Source organism: Bacteroides sp. AN502(2024), assembly GCF_041227145.1.
Taxonomy (GTDB): Bacteria; Bacteroidota; Bacteroidia; order Bacteroidales; family Bacteroidaceae; genus Bacteroides.
The window spans coordinates 1,141,819-1,158,741 of the sequence record NZ_JBGFSP010000003.1 but is presented as its reverse complement, the minus strand read 5'-3'; the positions used below and the strand labels follow the sequence as shown (position 1 = coordinate 1,158,741).

General features: G+C 38.6%; 13 protein-coding genes. 2 read left to right on the top strand and 11 right to left on the bottom strand.

Features of this window, described 5'->3' with window-relative positions; all coding sequences use genetic code 11:
* Nucleotides 1–86: 86 nt before the first annotated feature.
* From AB9N12_RS04580 to AB9N12_RS04555, 6 genes are all read right to left on the bottom strand, one after another.
* Nucleotides 87–1,208, bottom strand: a complete 1,122-nt coding sequence (locus tag AB9N12_RS04580) for an aspartate aminotransferase family protein (protein WP_369890081.1) — start codon at nucleotides 1,206–1,208, stop codon at nucleotides 87–89.
* 12 nt (nucleotides 1,209–1,220) lie between these two features.
* A complete protein-coding gene (gene argC / locus AB9N12_RS04575) occupies nucleotides 1,221–2,189 on the bottom strand; it encodes an N-acetyl-gamma-glutamyl-phosphate reductase (protein WP_369890079.1) in 969 nt (322 codons plus the stop codon).
* Nucleotides 2,186–3,394, bottom strand: coding sequence for an argininosuccinate synthase (locus tag AB9N12_RS04570; RefSeq protein WP_369890077.1), 1,209 nt, complete (start codon nucleotides 3,392–3,394; stop codon nucleotides 2,186–2,188). The genes argC and AB9N12_RS04570 overlap by 4 nt, the downstream gene beginning before the upstream one ends.
* Nucleotides 3,395–3,409: 15 nt before the next feature.
* Complete coding sequence (locus tag AB9N12_RS04565; protein WP_369890075.1) at nucleotides 3,410–3,988, bottom strand: GNAT family N-acetyltransferase; 579 nt, start codon at nucleotides 3,986–3,988, stop codon at nucleotides 3,410–3,412.
* A 27-nt stretch (nucleotides 3,989–4,015) separates the two neighbouring features.
* Nucleotides 4,016–4,489 (bottom strand): arginine repressor, encoded by a 474-nt coding sequence (locus AB9N12_RS04560; protein ID WP_369890072.1) that lies wholly within the window; start codon nucleotides 4,487–4,489, stop codon nucleotides 4,016–4,018.
* 344 nt (nucleotides 4,490–4,833) lie between these two features.
* Nucleotides 4,834–5,007 (bottom strand): hypothetical protein, encoded by a 174-nt coding sequence (locus tag AB9N12_RS04555; protein WP_369890070.1) that lies wholly within the window; start codon nucleotides 5,005–5,007, stop codon nucleotides 4,834–4,836.
* 717 nt (nucleotides 5,008–5,724) lie between these two features.
* Here AB9N12_RS04555 and AB9N12_RS04550 point away from each other — a divergent pair.
* Nucleotides 5,725–6,966, top strand: a complete 1,242-nt coding sequence (locus tag AB9N12_RS04550) for an ATP-binding protein (protein WP_369890068.1) — start codon at nucleotides 5,725–5,727, stop codon at nucleotides 6,964–6,966.
* 175 nt (nucleotides 6,967–7,141) lie between these two features.
* Here AB9N12_RS04550 and AB9N12_RS04545 read toward each other — a convergent pair whose 3' ends face one another.
* Together AB9N12_RS04545 and AB9N12_RS04540 are read right to left on the bottom strand one after the other, a co-directional pair.
* Nucleotides 7,142–9,025 (bottom strand): hypothetical protein, encoded by a 1,884-nt coding sequence (locus AB9N12_RS04545; protein WP_369890066.1) that lies wholly within the window; start codon nucleotides 9,023–9,025, stop codon nucleotides 7,142–7,144.
* A 329-nt stretch (nucleotides 9,026–9,354) separates the two neighbouring features.
* The gene (locus AB9N12_RS04540) at nucleotides 9,355–9,996 is read right to left on the bottom strand and encodes a hypothetical protein (protein ID WP_369890063.1); all 642 of its coding nucleotides are present in this window, start codon (nucleotides 9,994–9,996) and stop codon (nucleotides 9,355–9,357) included.
* Nucleotides 9,997–10,103: 107 nt separating this feature from the next.
* On the opposite strand from AB9N12_RS04540, the gene AB9N12_RS04535 reads away from it, so the two are divergent.
* Nucleotides 10,104–11,255, top strand: a complete 1,152-nt coding sequence (locus AB9N12_RS04535) for an IS4 family transposase (RefSeq protein WP_369888970.1) — start codon at nucleotides 10,104–10,106, stop codon at nucleotides 11,253–11,255.
* Between the two features lie 70 nt (nucleotides 11,256–11,325).
* Here the strand turns inward: AB9N12_RS04535 and AB9N12_RS04530 are convergent, their stop codons facing one another.
* The 3 genes from AB9N12_RS04530 to AB9N12_RS04520 form a co-directional block, all read right to left on the bottom strand.
* On the bottom strand, nucleotides 11,326–13,002 hold the full coding sequence (locus tag AB9N12_RS04530) for a carboxypeptidase-like regulatory domain-containing protein (RefSeq protein ID WP_369890062.1): 1,677 nt from the start codon (nucleotides 13,000–13,002) through the stop codon (nucleotides 11,326–11,328).
* Between the two features lie 573 nt (nucleotides 13,003–13,575).
* Nucleotides 13,576–15,729: an O-antigen ligase family protein gene (locus AB9N12_RS04525; RefSeq protein WP_369890060.1), complete on the bottom strand. Its 2,154-nt coding sequence runs from the start codon at nucleotides 15,727–15,729 to the stop codon at nucleotides 13,576–13,578.
* Complete coding sequence (locus AB9N12_RS04520) at nucleotides 15,726–16,913, bottom strand: hypothetical protein (protein ID WP_369890059.1); 1,188 nt, start codon at nucleotides 16,911–16,913, stop codon at nucleotides 15,726–15,728. The genes AB9N12_RS04525 and AB9N12_RS04520 overlap by 4 nt, the downstream gene beginning before the upstream one ends.
* Between the last annotated feature and the right edge of the window lie 10 nt (nucleotides 16,914–16,923).

The window sequence follows — 16,923 nt, the reverse complement described above, 5'->3', positions numbered from 1 at the left end:
GAAAAAACAAAAAGCAGCCGGAATAAGAAATAAATTTCTAATAATGGCTGCTTTTATCGTTGGCTGTTTATTAATCAAATGAACGGTTAGAGTACTTTCTTAAACCGGGCAAGGAACTCTTCTGCTTCTTCCATCGTAAGACAGAGAGGAGGTAACAGGCGAAGTACATTCGTACCACTTGCTCCGGTGAATACGTGCTCATCGTAGATAAGACGGCGACGCAGCTCTTTGATCGGTTCTTCAAACTCGAGTCCGATCATCAGTCCGCGTCCGCGCACCTCTTTGATTTGCGGGAATCTCTTCAGTTCTTCCTGTAAATAATTGCCTACCACTTTCGCATTTTCTATCAGATTTTCTTGCTCAATGACGTCCATCACAGCAAGAGCTGCCGAGCATGCCAAATGGTTTCCACCGAAGGTAGTTCCCAATTGGCCATATACCGGTTTAAACATCGGGCTGGTTAGGACACCTGCCATCGGGAAACCGTTACCGATACCTTTGGCTACCGTGATGATATCCGGCTTGATGTCATTATATTGATGGGCGAAGAATTTACCGCTACGTCCGTATCCGCTCTGAATTTCATCGAGAATCAGGATCGTTCCTTTTTCGCTGCAAGCTTTGCGGAGTTCCTGCATAAATTCGGTGGTCGGTATCTTGATACCACCTACACCTTGTATTCCTTCAATGATAACAGCGCATGTATCTCCTTTAGACAATTCCTGTTTCATCGCTTCGGTGTCATTCAAAGGAAGATAGACAACGTGCCCGTTGTTATTGATAGGAGCGATGATGGACGGGTTGTCGGTTGCTTCCACTGCCAGTGAAGTACGTCCGTGGAAAGCTTTGGTGAAAGAAACCACTTTGGTACGTCCGTTGTAGAAAGAAGCCAGTTTCAGCGCATTCTCGTTCGCTTCGGCACCGCTGTTAATCAGAAACAGGCTGTAATCGTCATAGCCGGAAATCTTTCCCAACCGTTCGGCTACCTGTTGTTGCAGCTTGTTGATTACCGAGTTTGAGTAAAAACCAAGATTGGCTACCTGATTTCTGATCATCTCTACATAGTGAGGGTGTGCGTGTCCGATGGAGATAACGGCATGCCCCCCGTAAAGGTCTAAGTATTCAGTCCCGTTCTCGTCCCAGACTTTGCAGCCTTTTCCCTTGATAATGTTGATGTTATATAAAGGATATACGTCGAATAATTTCATGATTCTTTGTCTTTAAAATGCTGAAGGCTTCAAACGTAGTCCTACGGTTTCTTCCAGATTGAACATTAAGTTCATGTTATGAACAGCTTGTCCGCTGGCACCTTTCAGCAAATTGTCGATACAAGAGATAATCAATAGCTTATCACCATGTTTTTCCAGATGTATCAGACATTTATTGGTATTAACGACTTGTTTCAAGTCAATATTCTTGTCTACAATGTGTACGAAGGAGTCTTTTGCATAATATTCCTCATACATACGGATGATTTCGTCCAGTGCTACTTTGGTCTTGACTACCAGTGTTGCAAAGATGCCGCGAGGGAAATCTCCACGGTACGGAATAAAGTCGATATCCGCATTGAAGCTGTTTTGCAGCTGTTTCAGCGATTGCTTGATTTCCGGAACGTGCTGGTGTTCGAATGCTTTGTATACACTTATATTGTTGTTTCTCCAACTGAAATGACCGGTTGCACTCGGTTTTACTCCAGCTCCCGTACTTCCTGTAATGGCATTTACAGAAATGTCATCTGTCAACATCAGGTTTTTGGCCAACGGTAGCAGACCCAGTTGGATACAGGTTGCAAAACAACCGGGGTTGGCTACATGTTTGGCCGTACAAGTAGCACGGCGATTCAGTTCCGGCAGCCCGTAGATGAAGTCATGGTCGTCACTCTTGATGCGGTAGTCCATGGAGAGATCGATAATCTTCAGGTCTTCCGGTATGTTATGGCTTTCCATGAATTTCTTTGTATCGCCGTGGGCAGTGCAGAAGAAGAGAACGTCGATTTCGTCCAGAGGTAACTGGTCGGTGAATCTCAAGTCTGTTTCCCCATACAAGCCTTCGTGTACATCGGTAATTTTGTTTCCGGCATTACTGCTGCTGTTGATAAATACGATTTCAGCTTCCGGATGATTGAGTAGTAGGCGGATTAATTCGCCTGCCGTATATCCTGCGCCACCAATGATACCTGCTTTAATCATATCTTTTCGTCTTTGTGGTTATTATAGTAAACACGTAGCGGAGTAGAAGTTACTTTGATAAAGCCTTTTGCATCTTCGGCTGTCCAGCCTTTCTGCATTTCACCGTATTCTCCGAATTTGGTTTTCACGAGGTCGTCTTTCGATTCCACGCCTACGGTAGAGAAAGAAAGCGGACGAAGTTCGAGGATAGCCGTGCCGTTTACGTTACGCTGGCTTTCCTGCAACATGGCTTCGATGTCACGCATGACCGGTTCCAGGTATTGACTTTCGTGGAGGAACATACCGTACCAGTTGGCTACCTGGTCTTTCCAGTATTGTTGCCATTTGCTCAATGTATATTTCTCAAGGAAGCGATGGGCACCGATAATCAGCATCGGGGCGGCGGCTTCGAAACCAACACGACCTTTGATGCCGATAATTGTATCACCCACGTGCATATCGCGACCAATACCGTATGCTGCACCAATCTCTTCCACTTTCTGGATAGCTTTGATCGGGTCGTCAAACTTCTCGTCGTTGACAGCTTTCAGTTCCCCTTTTTCGAAAGTCAGGCGGAGCTGCTCGCTACCTTCTTTTTCAACGTGTTTGAGATAGGCTGTTTCCGGGAGTCCTTGTGCGGAGTCGAGGATTTCGCCACCACAGATAGAGGTACCCCACAAACCTACATTATAAGAATATTTCAGTTTAGCGAAGTCCGCACTGAAACCATGCTTGTTCAGATAATCGATTTCTTCCTGGCGGCTCAATGCCATGTCGCGGGTCAATGTGATGATTTCCACATTGGGAGCCAGTACGAGGAAAGTCATATCGAAACGGATCTGGTCGTTACCGGCTCCGGTAGAACCGTGTGCGATGGCATCTGCACCAATCTCGTTGGCATAGCGTGCGATAGCCAATGCCTGGAAGATACGTTCGGAACTGACTGAAATAGGATAAGTACCGTTGCGCAGCACATTTCCGAAAACCATGTATTTCAGACTTTTTTCGTAGTATTCCCGGGTAACGTCGAGTGTTACGTATTTCACTGCTCCCAGTTTGTAGGCGTTTTCTTCATTTGTTTTCAGTTGTTCTTCACTGAAACCGCCTGTATTGGCACAAGCTGCATATACTTCGTAACCTTTTTCTTTGGCGAGGTACATGACGGTGAACGATGTGTCCAGTCCGCCGCTGAATGCCACCACTACTTTTTTCTTCTTTTCTTCCATAGTGCTGTATAGTTTTTAAATGTTATTTCTTTCTTGTTCTTTTTTTATGTTTCGCGGTTCTGTCGGATCGTACAGCATGGCTGTACAGATACAGAACTTACGGTTCTTCGCTACCAGAATATCATGGTTGGTGCATCCTTCGCATCCTTTCCAGAAAGCTTCGTCGTCTGTCAGTTCATTGAAGGTGACAGGTACGTAGCCCAGTTCGGTGTTCATTTTCATGACAGCTGCTCCGGAGGTCAGACTGAATAGTTTTGCTTTCGGCCATCGGAGACGTGCCAGTTGGAAAGATGCTTGTTTGATACGTTTTGCCAGCCCTAATCCACGGAAATCGGGATGAACGATCAGACCGGAAGTAGCTACATATTGCTTGTTTCCCCATGATTCGATATAGGTAAATCCGGCAAAAGTGTTGCCACAAAGAGCAATGATTGCTTTACCTTCTTTCATCTTTGTCGCTACGTATTCGTGTGTGCGTTCCGCAATTCCTGTTCCTCGTACGGCGGCAGCATTTCTGATAGTTTCCAAAATAGTGTCAACGTAAACCTCATGTGAGGCGTCGGCTACCATAACATCTATTTGTTGAGTGTCCATTTCTTTATGATATAATAATAGGTATAATTATTCAATATTGGGAATGATGAGTGACAACAGTTGACGTATTTGACTGATGGCAACTCCTTCACGCAACACCAACATGATGGTATCATCACCGGCAATGGTTCCCAGAATTTCACTGAATTCATTGTTGTCGATGTCATACGCCATGCTACTGGCATAACCGGGGCGGGTGCGGATAACAGCGATGTTACCGGAAAACTGCAAAGAGATAAATCCGTTGTTGCGTAACATTTCACCGGCACTTTGGTCGGTAGAACGTTTATACATAATGTTATTCGGCAGTACATATACGTACTTTCCGTTCATACTGGCAGCCTTGGCTACTTTCAATTGTTTCAAATCGCGGGAGAGGGTGGCCTGCGTCAGTTCGAAGCCTTCGCGGTTCAGCTCTTGCAACAGTTCTTCTTGCGATCCGATCTCCTTGCTTGAGATAATTATTTTGATAGCGTCTAACCGATTTGCTTTCTTCTTCATTGCATAATTATTCTAATGTTGCTGCAAAAGTATGCATTATTTTGGAGAAAAGATGCATAAATCCAATTTTTTTTGCATAAAAGTGGGAAAACTCTGATGCATATAACTTCTGAAGCCCATAGTTGTCTTATGAATTTGTTCGACTTGGTACTGAAGCAGACCGAATCATGTACTTGAGTTACTCAAGTCTCCTGCTCATTCCATTACTTATATTGTATTGAATTTACATTGTAATAATTTTATAGGCATCACGGCTCTTCATTTAAGATAAAAATATAGCCATACTGTCCCTTACCCGGTCCAATGCAAGCAGAGTAATTGGTTGATGTTTGTCTGTCATTCAATTATCTTTCTATCGAAATTCTTTTTTCTTTTGTCAGACCTCTTTTTCGGCATCCTTTCCAGATAGCGAACAGAGCGTGAACGATCCCTTGCATGGCGTTGAGGTTCTGTTTATCGTAAAAAGAGAGATCTGTCGCCTGAACAACAGGAATATATTTATGGTAATTATCTGCCATCTGCAACAATTTCGTTGTATCTAATTGGGATATAATGGTTTATAGCGTTGCAGATACCTGTTGCAGATAGGTTGCAGGTCAAGTATCTGCAACACATCTGTTTTAGCTTAGAGAGTCAGACAACAATTTGTTTCAATATGGTGGAACACTTTGTTTTGCTTAGGTGAACACTCTGTTTCAATACGGTGTAACACTCTGTTTCAATACGGTGAACACTTTGTTCCAATATGGTGAACACTTTGTTCCAATATGGTGAACACTTGTTTGCACTACATCCTGTATGTACAGAAATGCCGCCGTTCATGGGATGGACAGCAGGTGCTTTCATGTTTTCTTCAGATTACCTTTATAATAATCCGTAGTTTTATATTTTTTCAGGTATGACCGAACACAACTTAAATGAACTCTCCGATGTTGAGTTAAGCAATTTGGCATTGTCTGGAAATATGTCTGCAATAGAGACTCTCTATTCTCGTGCTATAGACAAACTCCGAAAAATAATGTCCTGCATTTTTGTCTTTTTTATGGATTGAGGTAATGTATCGACAAACTGAAAGTAACCAATACGACAAACAGGATGTTTTTCCGCTGAGATGTTATGAAAGTTAGAATAGAAATGCTTAAGATATACTTGACCTTTATAACAAATATAGCAAAAGATTCAATTATGATTGAATCTTTTGCTATATTTGTAGCTGGATTAAAACATAATTGAATATGAAAACTTATATCCCTCGTCCTTTATATACCAAGAGAATAGAACCTTTTATTGATAAAGAACTGATAAAGGTGATAACCGGGCAACGTAGAATAGGTAAAAGCTACATTCTTTTGCAAATATCAGATATGATAAAAAAAGAAAAACCGGAAGCTAATATAATTTTTGTGGATAAGGAACAACTTGCTTTTGTGGATATAAAGAACTACATGGAACTCTATCAGTATGTGCTGAAAATGACGGAAGGGCATAGTTGTAACTATCTTTTTGTAGATGAGATACAGGAGATAGAAGATTTCCAATTATGCCTACGCAGTTTACTGAATGAAAATAGATGTGACATCTATTGTACGGGAAGCAATGCAAAGATGCTTTCCGGTGAACTGGCTACTCATTTGGCGGGGAGATATATAGAGTTTCCAGTTCACTCGCTCAGTTATGAAGAGTTCCTAACATTCAATCGGAGACAAGACTCTTCAGAAAGTTTGAAACTTTACCTCACCTTTGGTGGAATGCCTTATATCTATAATCTGGCAATGGAAATAAATGTAATATTCGAGTACCTGAGAAATGTCTACTCCACGATCTTGTTGAAAGATGTAGTTGCAAGGGAAGCTATTCGGAATGTATCTTTTCTGGAGAATCTGGTAGCTTATTTGATAGATAATACCGGTTCTCTTTTCTCAGCCCAGAATATCAGCAAGTACTTGAAATCACAACAGGTAAACATGCCTACACAAACTATATTGAACTATCTGAGAGCATTGTGCAACAGCTTTTTTATCTATAAAATACAGCGGGCGGAAATTCAAGGGATGAAAATATTTGAGATTGGCGAGAAGTACTATTTTGAAGATTTGGGATTGCACAATGCCATACGTCGTTTTGATTTTCGAAAAGATATCAATAAATTGATGGAGAATGTAGTCTGCATTGATTTGCTAAGATTCGGTTATGAGGTATATGTCGGAAAGTACGGAAATAAAGAAATAGATTTTATTGCTTCAAAAAGCGATCATCGGATTTATATTCAAGTAACATATATGCTTTCCGATGATACAACTATTCAGCGGGAATTCGGTAATCTGTTGGAAATCCCCGACAACTATCCTAAATATGTGGTTACTATGGACGAGATACAAAGCGGAGGTAATTACCGGGGAATCAAACAGATTTCATTGCGTGATTTCTTGTTGGCGGAAGATAAGGAAAACATAAAAAGCTCTTTCGCTTTCCTGTGAACGGTCATCAGAACATTGCTTTATTGGAAATCACGAAGACTCGTTTATAGCGCACACGTGTGCACTATAAAAAATGCCGTTCCAAATAGCTTATTAAACTGTCAAATATAACTTATTCTCCCATAAAACAGACACAGTATAAGTAAGATAGATACTGATTTATGTGATGTTGGAGTTAGTCTATAGGCAAACTATCAACAAAAAATTGTTTTCCATTCTTTATGAAAAATACTTCCTCCTCTTTTCCCCGCGTTTCATCATGAAGGAAAAGCAGTGCATTTCGGGGAATCTTTTTATATTCTAAATAAACACCTTTTGCTTTCTGTTTGCCTAACGAACTCCACTTTTTATCTTCTCCCCAATAAAAGAGTTCATAGGTATCTCCCGGGCGGATAAAATTGTCGTCGTTACGTGGAATACATAAAATTTTATTAATCAAGACTTCTGAACCAAAGTCAAAAATAAGTTCCTGTCCTTCTTCCTTAGACAGAAAATAGGTGAGCGGGTCATAATCGAAGCAATTCGCTAGTTTGAACTCATCGGCATTAGCGTAATAGGGTTCGCATGCTATAATATTTGCAGGTTTCATTTCTTGTTCGTCGTGATAGAAGTGCAGTTCCGCCAATTCGAGAAAAGCATTCTCTCTGACTTTGTATCGAACATAGCGGAACTTTTGCTTATTGGGTAAAATGAATTCGTTATAGCAGACTTTGGGTGTATCACATATATGGTATAGCATGTATGGATGACTGAAATCTATCGTATTGCTTCCTTCAAATTTCGAATTTATGATTCTGTACATCCTGTCTTTATTCCACGCGAAAAATGGGAATTTGCGATAAACTTTACTATTTTCTAATTGGTTATTCTTATTATCTGTTGGAAAATAGTTGATCTGTTTCCCATCAAAGATAAATGGGTTGGTGAAAGGAATGAACTCTTTTCCTTCCTTTGATAAAATAATATAGATACAATTGGCTTCGACGTATCCAAACGACACATTATTTCCCTTAACGATAGACTTGGCTAACGGGTAAAATGTATCTCGATTGAATACTCCTAGATATAAATTCGATTTCGTTCCAGTGTCAGAAACATGTATTGTTAAAGTGTCTTTGAAATATTCATTACTTACATCTTTCTGAAACCTGCCGTCCGGTTGTTTAGCATAAGTTCTTCTAAATATTTTGCACATTTTACGAAATTCCCCTTCTCTGATTCCACGTCTGGGAGAATATTCTGAATAGTAGAATGAAGCGTTCTCTTGGGTAGTATCTCGCACCACACACCATGCGTGATTATTGAGTGATTCGGGAGAAAAAGGGTAGTAGTCGATATTGACCGGTATTCCTAAAGCTCTCATTACATACATCGTGAGTTCAAGTTCATCTATACATTTCCCTATCCGGTAATTTAACGCAAATCCGGGACCGGCACTTGTGGTATTAAATATGTGTGTATGGTGAAAATCCTCTTTTTTGAGATATTCGCATATTGTTTTTGTTGCTTCTATCACGTCCGTTCCCGTGTATATTGAATCCAATAAAAAGGAATATCGTTGTTTATACATCTTCCTCCATTCTTCCAAAGGTTCATTATTTGCTTTGTAAGGTAGAATATATTCACAGAAAACATCGAAAGGTATATATTTCCCCCACGGACGTTCACGCCATGCCTGAAAAGCATCATCAATATTGTTTATCAGGAAGTCGGCGGTGATACATTCAATGTCTCTTCGTATTTCCGGCTTCAGCCATTCCCGTTCCATTTTTTTTAGATCCTCATCTTTGACGAATCCATTGATTATCCATTCTTTTTTTAATGCTTGGATACTGTCTATATATTTATAATGATAAGCTGTGTAACCGGGCATATTTTCAATCAGAAATATCGCAGCTTTTAGTTTTAAGGAGTCATTTTTGTAATGTTCAAGAACTTTGAGAAGCTCAGAACGGTTATTTTTTGCTTTTTCCAAAGCTTCTTCCAGTTTATTCATTTTATCGCTGGTGCATCCTGTAATAGCAAAAATAACAAGTAATAGAGTAACAATTTTATTCATATTTGCTCTGATTATATTATTTTTAGTGTCTGAATTCTGCTCCGTACCATTCCTGAAATTTTGTCAGGTAAGCTATATATAGCAATAATCGGTCTGTCATTTCCGGCTCTTTAGGGGTATCGGCTGCAAATGTGTCTTTTTCCCTTTTTTTTATTAACATAGGTTTGTATGGCATTTTCTTGGTTATCATTTTGCTGCAGGTCGGTTAATAATTCCACTAAAGGCTGGTTAGCTTCAAAATATCTCCCCTTGCAGGAAAGTAAATAATGTTCCTTTTCTGTGGAAGAAGAGAAAGGATAAATGTTAATGTCGTTATATTTGTTCATCTTTTAATAGGCTTTTAGTATTCCACTGTTAATACTTCTGTTCACATTATTGTTGTCTCGTGAAGTTTTCTTTCCAAAATCATGTGTGTAAATAACTTTTATAAAACCAGTTTGCTGATAGATGCGTCCTGTCATGGTATTTGTGTAGCCGTAAGCATCTTGTGCCAATGATTGTTTCCATCGGCGGTGTTTGGTAAAAGGACTTTCTGCTCCCACTTCCACTAACCAGTTGCTGTAGCTCCAATGTGCCGTTAATCCGTACTTAGCCGGTTCATACCTATGTATCATGTCATCACTAAAACTTTTAGAACTTGTTTTTCCATAAAGGCTACATGAGAAATTATTTAAATAATAATCCATTTGCATCAATCCGGAAAGGCTGCTTGATTTGTCTGAAATACCTTTTAAGGTGGAAGTAACAGACCAATATCCATCCATTTTTAGACGAAAATGTTTCGATATTTTCCATGTGGCGGAAAGCATGCCTTGATGGTCATTTGCACTTACATCACTGCGAAAGGTTTTTATCAGTTTGTCATGTTTGGTATAATAGTCAGTTGCGATAACATGTCCAACTTTTACATAATTAAATCTTGCGTATAGACTGAAATCTTTAAATTGTCCGCTATAGCTGAAGTCGATCACTCCAAAAACAATATTGTCCTAAATAAATTGGGGGAACAAATAAAAAGGAAGTAGAACTAAGGTAAAATGACTACCTTAGTAGCAAGCTACCAACTCATCTACTTCCTATGGCAAATATAACACTTTTCGCACAGGTAATATCACATCTCCCGAAAGAAAATATCAGGAAAATCATAAAATCTTCGGGGTCAGACAAGCATTGTAAGGGCTACAATACATGGAGTCAGTTTGTTAGCATGATTTTCAGCCAATTCTCAGGATGTGATTCAGTCAGAGATATCTCAAACGGGCTGAAATCAGCCACCGGCAACCTCAATCATTTGGGAATCAACCGTGCACCATCCAAGTCAACGGTAGCATATCAGAACGCCAACCGAGACAGTTCGGTTTTTCGCGGCATATTCTACTCGTTGTTTCAGTATTTCGGACAGCAAGCCCTATGGCAACGAAGAAAGTTCCGTTTCAAGATGCCGATAAAACTGCTCGACTCCACATTGGTGTCATTGACTCTGTCAATATATGACTGGGCACATTACACTACCACCAAGGGGGCGGTCAAGATGCACACGCTATTGGACTATGACAGTCTTTTGCCGGAGTTCGTGAATATCACCGATGGCAAAACCACCGACAACAAAGCTGCTTTTGATATTGAGTTACATCCGTATAGTATTGTAGTAGCCGACCGAGGCTACTGTGACTACTCATTGCTGAATAATTGGGACAGCAGCAACGTGTTCTTTGTAGTGCGTCATAAAGACAATATCCGGTACAAAGCCATAGAGGAGTTGCCTTTGCCTGAAAAACACGCTCAGAATGTACTTATTGACGAAATAATCGAGTTCGAACTCTCGGCGGCCAAATCCAAATATCCCAAACGTTTACGTCGCATCGCAGTATGGAACGATGAACACGGTTTTGAAATTGAGTTACTCACAAACAACTTCACATTGGCAGCATCAAGCATAGCGGCTCTGTACAAGGCTCGGTGGAACATAGAAATCTTCTTTCGCAACCTCAAGCAACTGCTACGCATCAAGAGCTTTATCGGCACATCCCGCAATGCCGTAGAGACCCAAATATGGACTGCTATGACTACAATGCTGATTCTGACATGGCTAAAGCACATCGCAAGATACAAATGGGCATTGGCTAACCTTGTGGTCACGCTCCGGCTGAACACATTTACCAAAATCGACCTCCAAAAATGGCTTGATCAACCATTTACACCACCTCCCGAAACCATCGAAAACGATTAGGGGGGATTGATTTTGAACTCTCGAGGCTATACTTAACAGTATAGTCAGTTAGCTCATGCTCAAAATTTATTTAGGACAATATTGCTCCAAAAATATTATTATCCAATTGAGAGTTCCCTTTTTTAACGATTAACGCATCCACTTTTTGCTCCACATTGTTGAATGCGGCAATTACAGGAGTTGAACCACCTAACTCTGCATTAAGAACAAGTTGATGCTGACCGGATATGCGATAAGTAAAGTTTGTGCTTAGGCGCGGTTTAAATTGATTGATGAGCTTTTCTCCATGCAATCGGTATTGTAGCGATGAAAATCCGGGAGCTACATTGAATGTTATATTCTTTCCGATTTCACGATGGTATTCCATATAAAACGGTGTTTCTCCTGTCCATAAATGTTGCCACAGTGGGTTATCTTCATTATCATATATAGAAGAACTGATGCTATGGTAGTGTGTGACCTGAAAAGATAAACTATTGCGCTCTTTCCACCGTATTCCATATTTAATGTTTGCAAAAAATCCATAGAGAGCTTCTTTTGTGTGAGTGAGAGTAGCGTATTTATCCTCTTGATAATGGTATGAATAAGAGTTGTCAGCATAGTTTCCGCTCAATGAAACCTCGATAAATTGATTGTTTTTCAAATTGAAATAGCCATATAGTTCTATTGCGGGCTTATTCCCGGATTGTTCGGTTGTCCGGTTTGATACCTGCTTCATTGCATGCCCACTCCTATTATACTCAAGTAATTCCCGACTAAAGTTGTTTGGTGCATCATTGCGTACAAATGATATTTTTGCTGATAAATTACGTTTTTTGTTTTGATTTGCTATGTTTAGCTGTACGTATTGATTGCTGTTTTTTACTTTATTGCTTAACGTTTTTGTTTTTCTATCTATATTATATTCCGGAAAGACAAAATATTCATGATTCTCATTGAGGTCACCGTTATACCTATTCATATTATATCCTGCAAAAAGCGTATAATTCATATTACCTTGCGACAGTTTACCCACGATATTATAGTCTCCATTGAAGTATCCAATCGCTTGTCGCCCGTCTATTGCCACATAGCCCCCCGATTTATATTGGCGGGTCACATAGTTAATCGAAGCCACATCACCGGAATACTTGCCTGTCGGTGTATCGAAATACTCTATTTTTTCGATATCTTTTGGCCTCAAACCCTGCACTTCCCGATAATCTGCTTTCCTTCCGTCAATATATAAAGTGGCTTCTCCACCAAATGTTTTTATTTTTCCTTTAATTCTGTCGACTTCCATTCCGGGAATCATCAAGTTATACAGTAAATCATAGCCGGTTCCTGCTTGTTTTACCTGTTGTTTGTCAGGCATAATGAGCAATCTATCCTTTTGACGAATAACAGATGCCCCTTTTACCACCAATTCATTCAGCTCAATGATATCTGTTTCCATAACTATTGGTGGAAGTTCTTTTTTTTCATTTGATGCGGTGACATTCATGATTTTCTTTTTATATCCCATTGAAGTGAAAACAATCAAATAGGGGGCGGGTGAGATCTTTGTAAATTGATAACAACCCAATGTGTCAGTGGTCGTACCAGTCACAAAGCTTGAATCGGTGCGGAGTAATTGTACGGAAATATATGATAATGAACGACCTTCCAAGTCAGTTACCTTGCCAGTGACACTGCATTGAGCACACAAAATTCGTGGAAATAAAAATTCTATTAAAAAGCAAACAAAAAAAATAAAAGTGTATTTCATAAATCTCGGTCTGTTGTATTATAGGGAATCAGATTAATTGTTAAAATAGAGAATACCATTTTCATGTGTTCTAAATTTAAATTTGGCTTTATTATTGGTGTTGTAAACATAGAACTTATTATTGATTTAGTTTGTGTAGCGCTTTGTTAAATCTTAATTAACAAATTGATTCATTCTGACAATCAATATATTAAAACTAGGTTCCCTCAATTAGAATCTCAAATTTTATAGGTGTCTCTACATTCATCCTCTTCATGATAGCATCTCTTCTTTTATATGTGGCATTGGAAGTGCAGCCGAATGCATTCGCAATATCTGCACATTTGATGCTAATTTTAATCAGAAAAAATATATATATCTTCTTTCAATACCCGTCCGTGCTTTTCTGTCAATCGCTTGATAAATCCATGTGTTAATTTGTCTATTTCCGAAAGCAATGTTTCCCATATTCATTCGGAACTTTTTCGTTTGCATCCGGATTTTCATAATTGTGTTGTTTTATGGTTATTAAGGTCTTGTAGGCAGCAGACTGACTTGTTAATAAACTATTGAACGAGTAACTTTTTTCTTTTTTTATTCTATTTGGAATGGATATAATTTGTCGGAATACCATTGGGTGAATTTAATGTTATAATTTCCTAGTAATATTTTATTGATAAGACGAGGTTTCGATTGTATATCAGTGAATTTTTTATGCATGCTCTCTGTGGATAATACTCCCATGCTTAATACGCAAGCCCGTTTTTCATAAATACAGGCTTTTCCCTTATTTCCCAAACTTAATTCCGCTTTACTTAAATTGTACCATGCCATTGATAGATTGGGTAATTGTGCTAAAGCCTTTTCGAGCTTCTTCTTGGCCAGTGGAATATTATTTAGGCTTAATGCTATTTTTCCTGATTTAGCTAATCTAATAGGATTTTCTTCCTGATAACTTGCTATGTGGTTATATAAGTGTGTTGCTATCTCTTTGCAAAAGAGAGAATCGTTCTCTTTGAATTTTATCCAGAATTCAGAATCCAGTATCGCAGGCGATAATATGATTGCTTTTACCAGATGATTACATGCAGTTGTTTTATTCCCGGTTCGATATGTTTGCTTGAACATACCCCATTGGAATAAAGTGTTTTCTGGGTAACGTTTAGCCAAATCTTTCTTTATCGCAATAGATTCTTTTTCGTTTTGCCGTTTTTCTAAAATAATTGAAAGGAAGTAAGTCAAATGAATATCGGATGGATTTTGAGAAATGGAACTTCTGATTGCGTTCTCCGCTCTCACCAAAAGGATACTATCTTTTGTTTTTTCAAAACTGTTCAGGTAGAATAATGAACGGTTAAGCAAATATGCAGGAATTCTTTCTGTTTGTTCTATTTCCTGAATAGCTTGCTGTGTGTTGCCATTTTCTACGGCAGTGAGAAATGAAGAATTATGCCTTTTATTTCGTACATCCCATTGTATGCCTATAAATAAGAGTAGCCAGATTCCTACTGGCAGCCAATATGTATAACGGTTTCTGGGTGAGGCATGCTTTTCTTTGATGATCTTTGGGGACAATAATATTGCTAATAATGTGTATACGAATAAGCACGCAGGTACAGACATGAAAAAAACAGAGAATGTTTGTTCTTTAAAAAGGTATGTTAGCAATATAAGCCCAATTCCCCACGTTGTAATATCTTTTCTTCTACAGATTGTTATTAATATTACTATAAATAATAGTGAATAGAGCAGGAAGCCGGTCCAACCTTTTTCTACTAAAATCTGGATGATTAGGTTGGAAGCATACGAAGTAATTCCTGCTTCATCATTTTCGTATAGGTAACTATCCATTGATAGAGTGTAGTTGCCGTTTCCACTACCCCAAGGATGATCCTTGACAAATTGTTTGGTCGCATCCAATTCATTGACCCTGCTGTATAAGCTTCTTTGTTGAGAAACAGTGTGATTCATCCGTAGCGTGGTAATTATCTCCTGATGGTAGGTGATGAAGAGTGAAAGTAATATGACAAAAATGCCGGATAACAGGAAAAAGAAATAGCGTTTACCCATTGACTTCCAAGCGACAAAGATGAGACAAAACAGGTATGGGAGTAAAGCCAGATATATTCCTCTGGAAAAAGAAATTACCATTTGGAAGAGAATCAATAGGCTGATGGCACTTATAATAAAAAGCTTTTTGTGTGATTTTCGGTAATAGTGTATACATAATATGACTATTCCTCCTGCCAGGATTTGAAGATTCGCCCATTCATTGCTACTAATGCCTAAAGGTTGGTAGAAATGCCTGAAAGGATATAAGTCGGAGAATCCTATCGAGTGTATTGATTGGGTGAATAATCTGAAGTAAGTAACTGCAAGTATAGAGAGAAGTCCGAACATCCAACAATAAGAAGAGAGCAGAACTTTGGTTTTCGAATCATCTGTAAGCGAGAAACGGAGTATCCAGTAGTAACAAATACAATACAAGGATGTTTTTAAATAAGAGAAACTCTTTAAAGGATTGACGGAGGTAAAAATGGAATACAAATCATACAGCCCTATCAGCAGGATACAATAATCTATAGGAGTGAGAGTAATATATTCTTTCTTTAGTTTTAGACTTAAAATGATAGCCATGACAAGTCCGCAGATAAAATAGGTATCACCTGCATAAAAGAATTGGAGTAAAAACAAAAAAGTCAATACAATAACTTCCAGCCAATCAAATAATTTTAAAGAGGTACTCATTTTCTTCTCTTTCTGAACAATGGTGAAAACGAACGATATAGCAGATAGATAGTCAACATAAGAAAGAAGATTTGAGTTGCCATCTTTTGCAAGTTATAAAAGTCCGGAACCTGATGATTTGCCAACTCTGTGATAAAACTTCCGAATGCTTCGGGAAATGACTTGCAAAATTTGATAAGAAAGGTCGGTAACACGTATAAGAAGTAGTAGCCGAAAAAGAGATTAACCAGACAGGTATAGATGATCATCACCGTTTTTTCCCGTTTTCTAAGAGAGAAAAGGTAAGGCTTTGGATTGGTATCTTTTCTTTTCAGTTTTTTCAATAAATAAATGATATATTCTCCGCACTTTTTTCGCAAGTTGGCAACTCCTAGCAAGTCTGTCATCAACCAGTAACCATCAAACTTGAAGAATGGGTTAAGTGTGATTATGAAATTAATATTTGTCATGATAATGATATATTTTAGAATGTTGTTTTGCGTGTAGAAATAGATTGTCAACAATGGTATAAGTAGTAGTATCTGAAAGTAAACTCCTGCAACATTTATGATACATCTTTTGGGGCGGGATAGAGTCCACGTATTGGAAACATCTGTATAAAAGACCGGAAAATTCAAATATAATCCAAAGCCGATTCCACCATGTTGTATGTTGTAAAATTGGCAGGCAGAGGCGTGTCCTAATTCATGGAATAAAGAAGACAGAATGAAAAACAAGAATAATCCGCATATTGTGTACAGGTCGATGGCAGGCATATTTAAAACTGATAAAGAAGTAGCCATAAAATAACCTTCCATTCCCAATAAAATACATAAAACGGAAACCATAATCTTCTTTTCAAATAAGACACTGAAAAATGGTGTGCATTTGCTTATGACATGTGATGGGATTAATTCTTTATTGAGCAAAAAAGTTTTTTTGTTACTTGGCGTCCCTTCCAGCTTATTTATAAACTTATTTATTATTTCTATAACAGACTTTTCTGTATATTTCCCATCAGTTGATTGAATAAATGAGTGTACAGCTTCTTCTTGTGTATTGCTTCTTTTTATAACTTCAATCAGCAAAGCCATCACCCGGCTTACTTCAAAGAACCTATTTTTATAATGCACTAGGTAAGACTGATTGGCAGAGGATGTTGAAAATTCACATACTGATATTTTTTTGATGATTTCGAAATTCATAAATAATCTC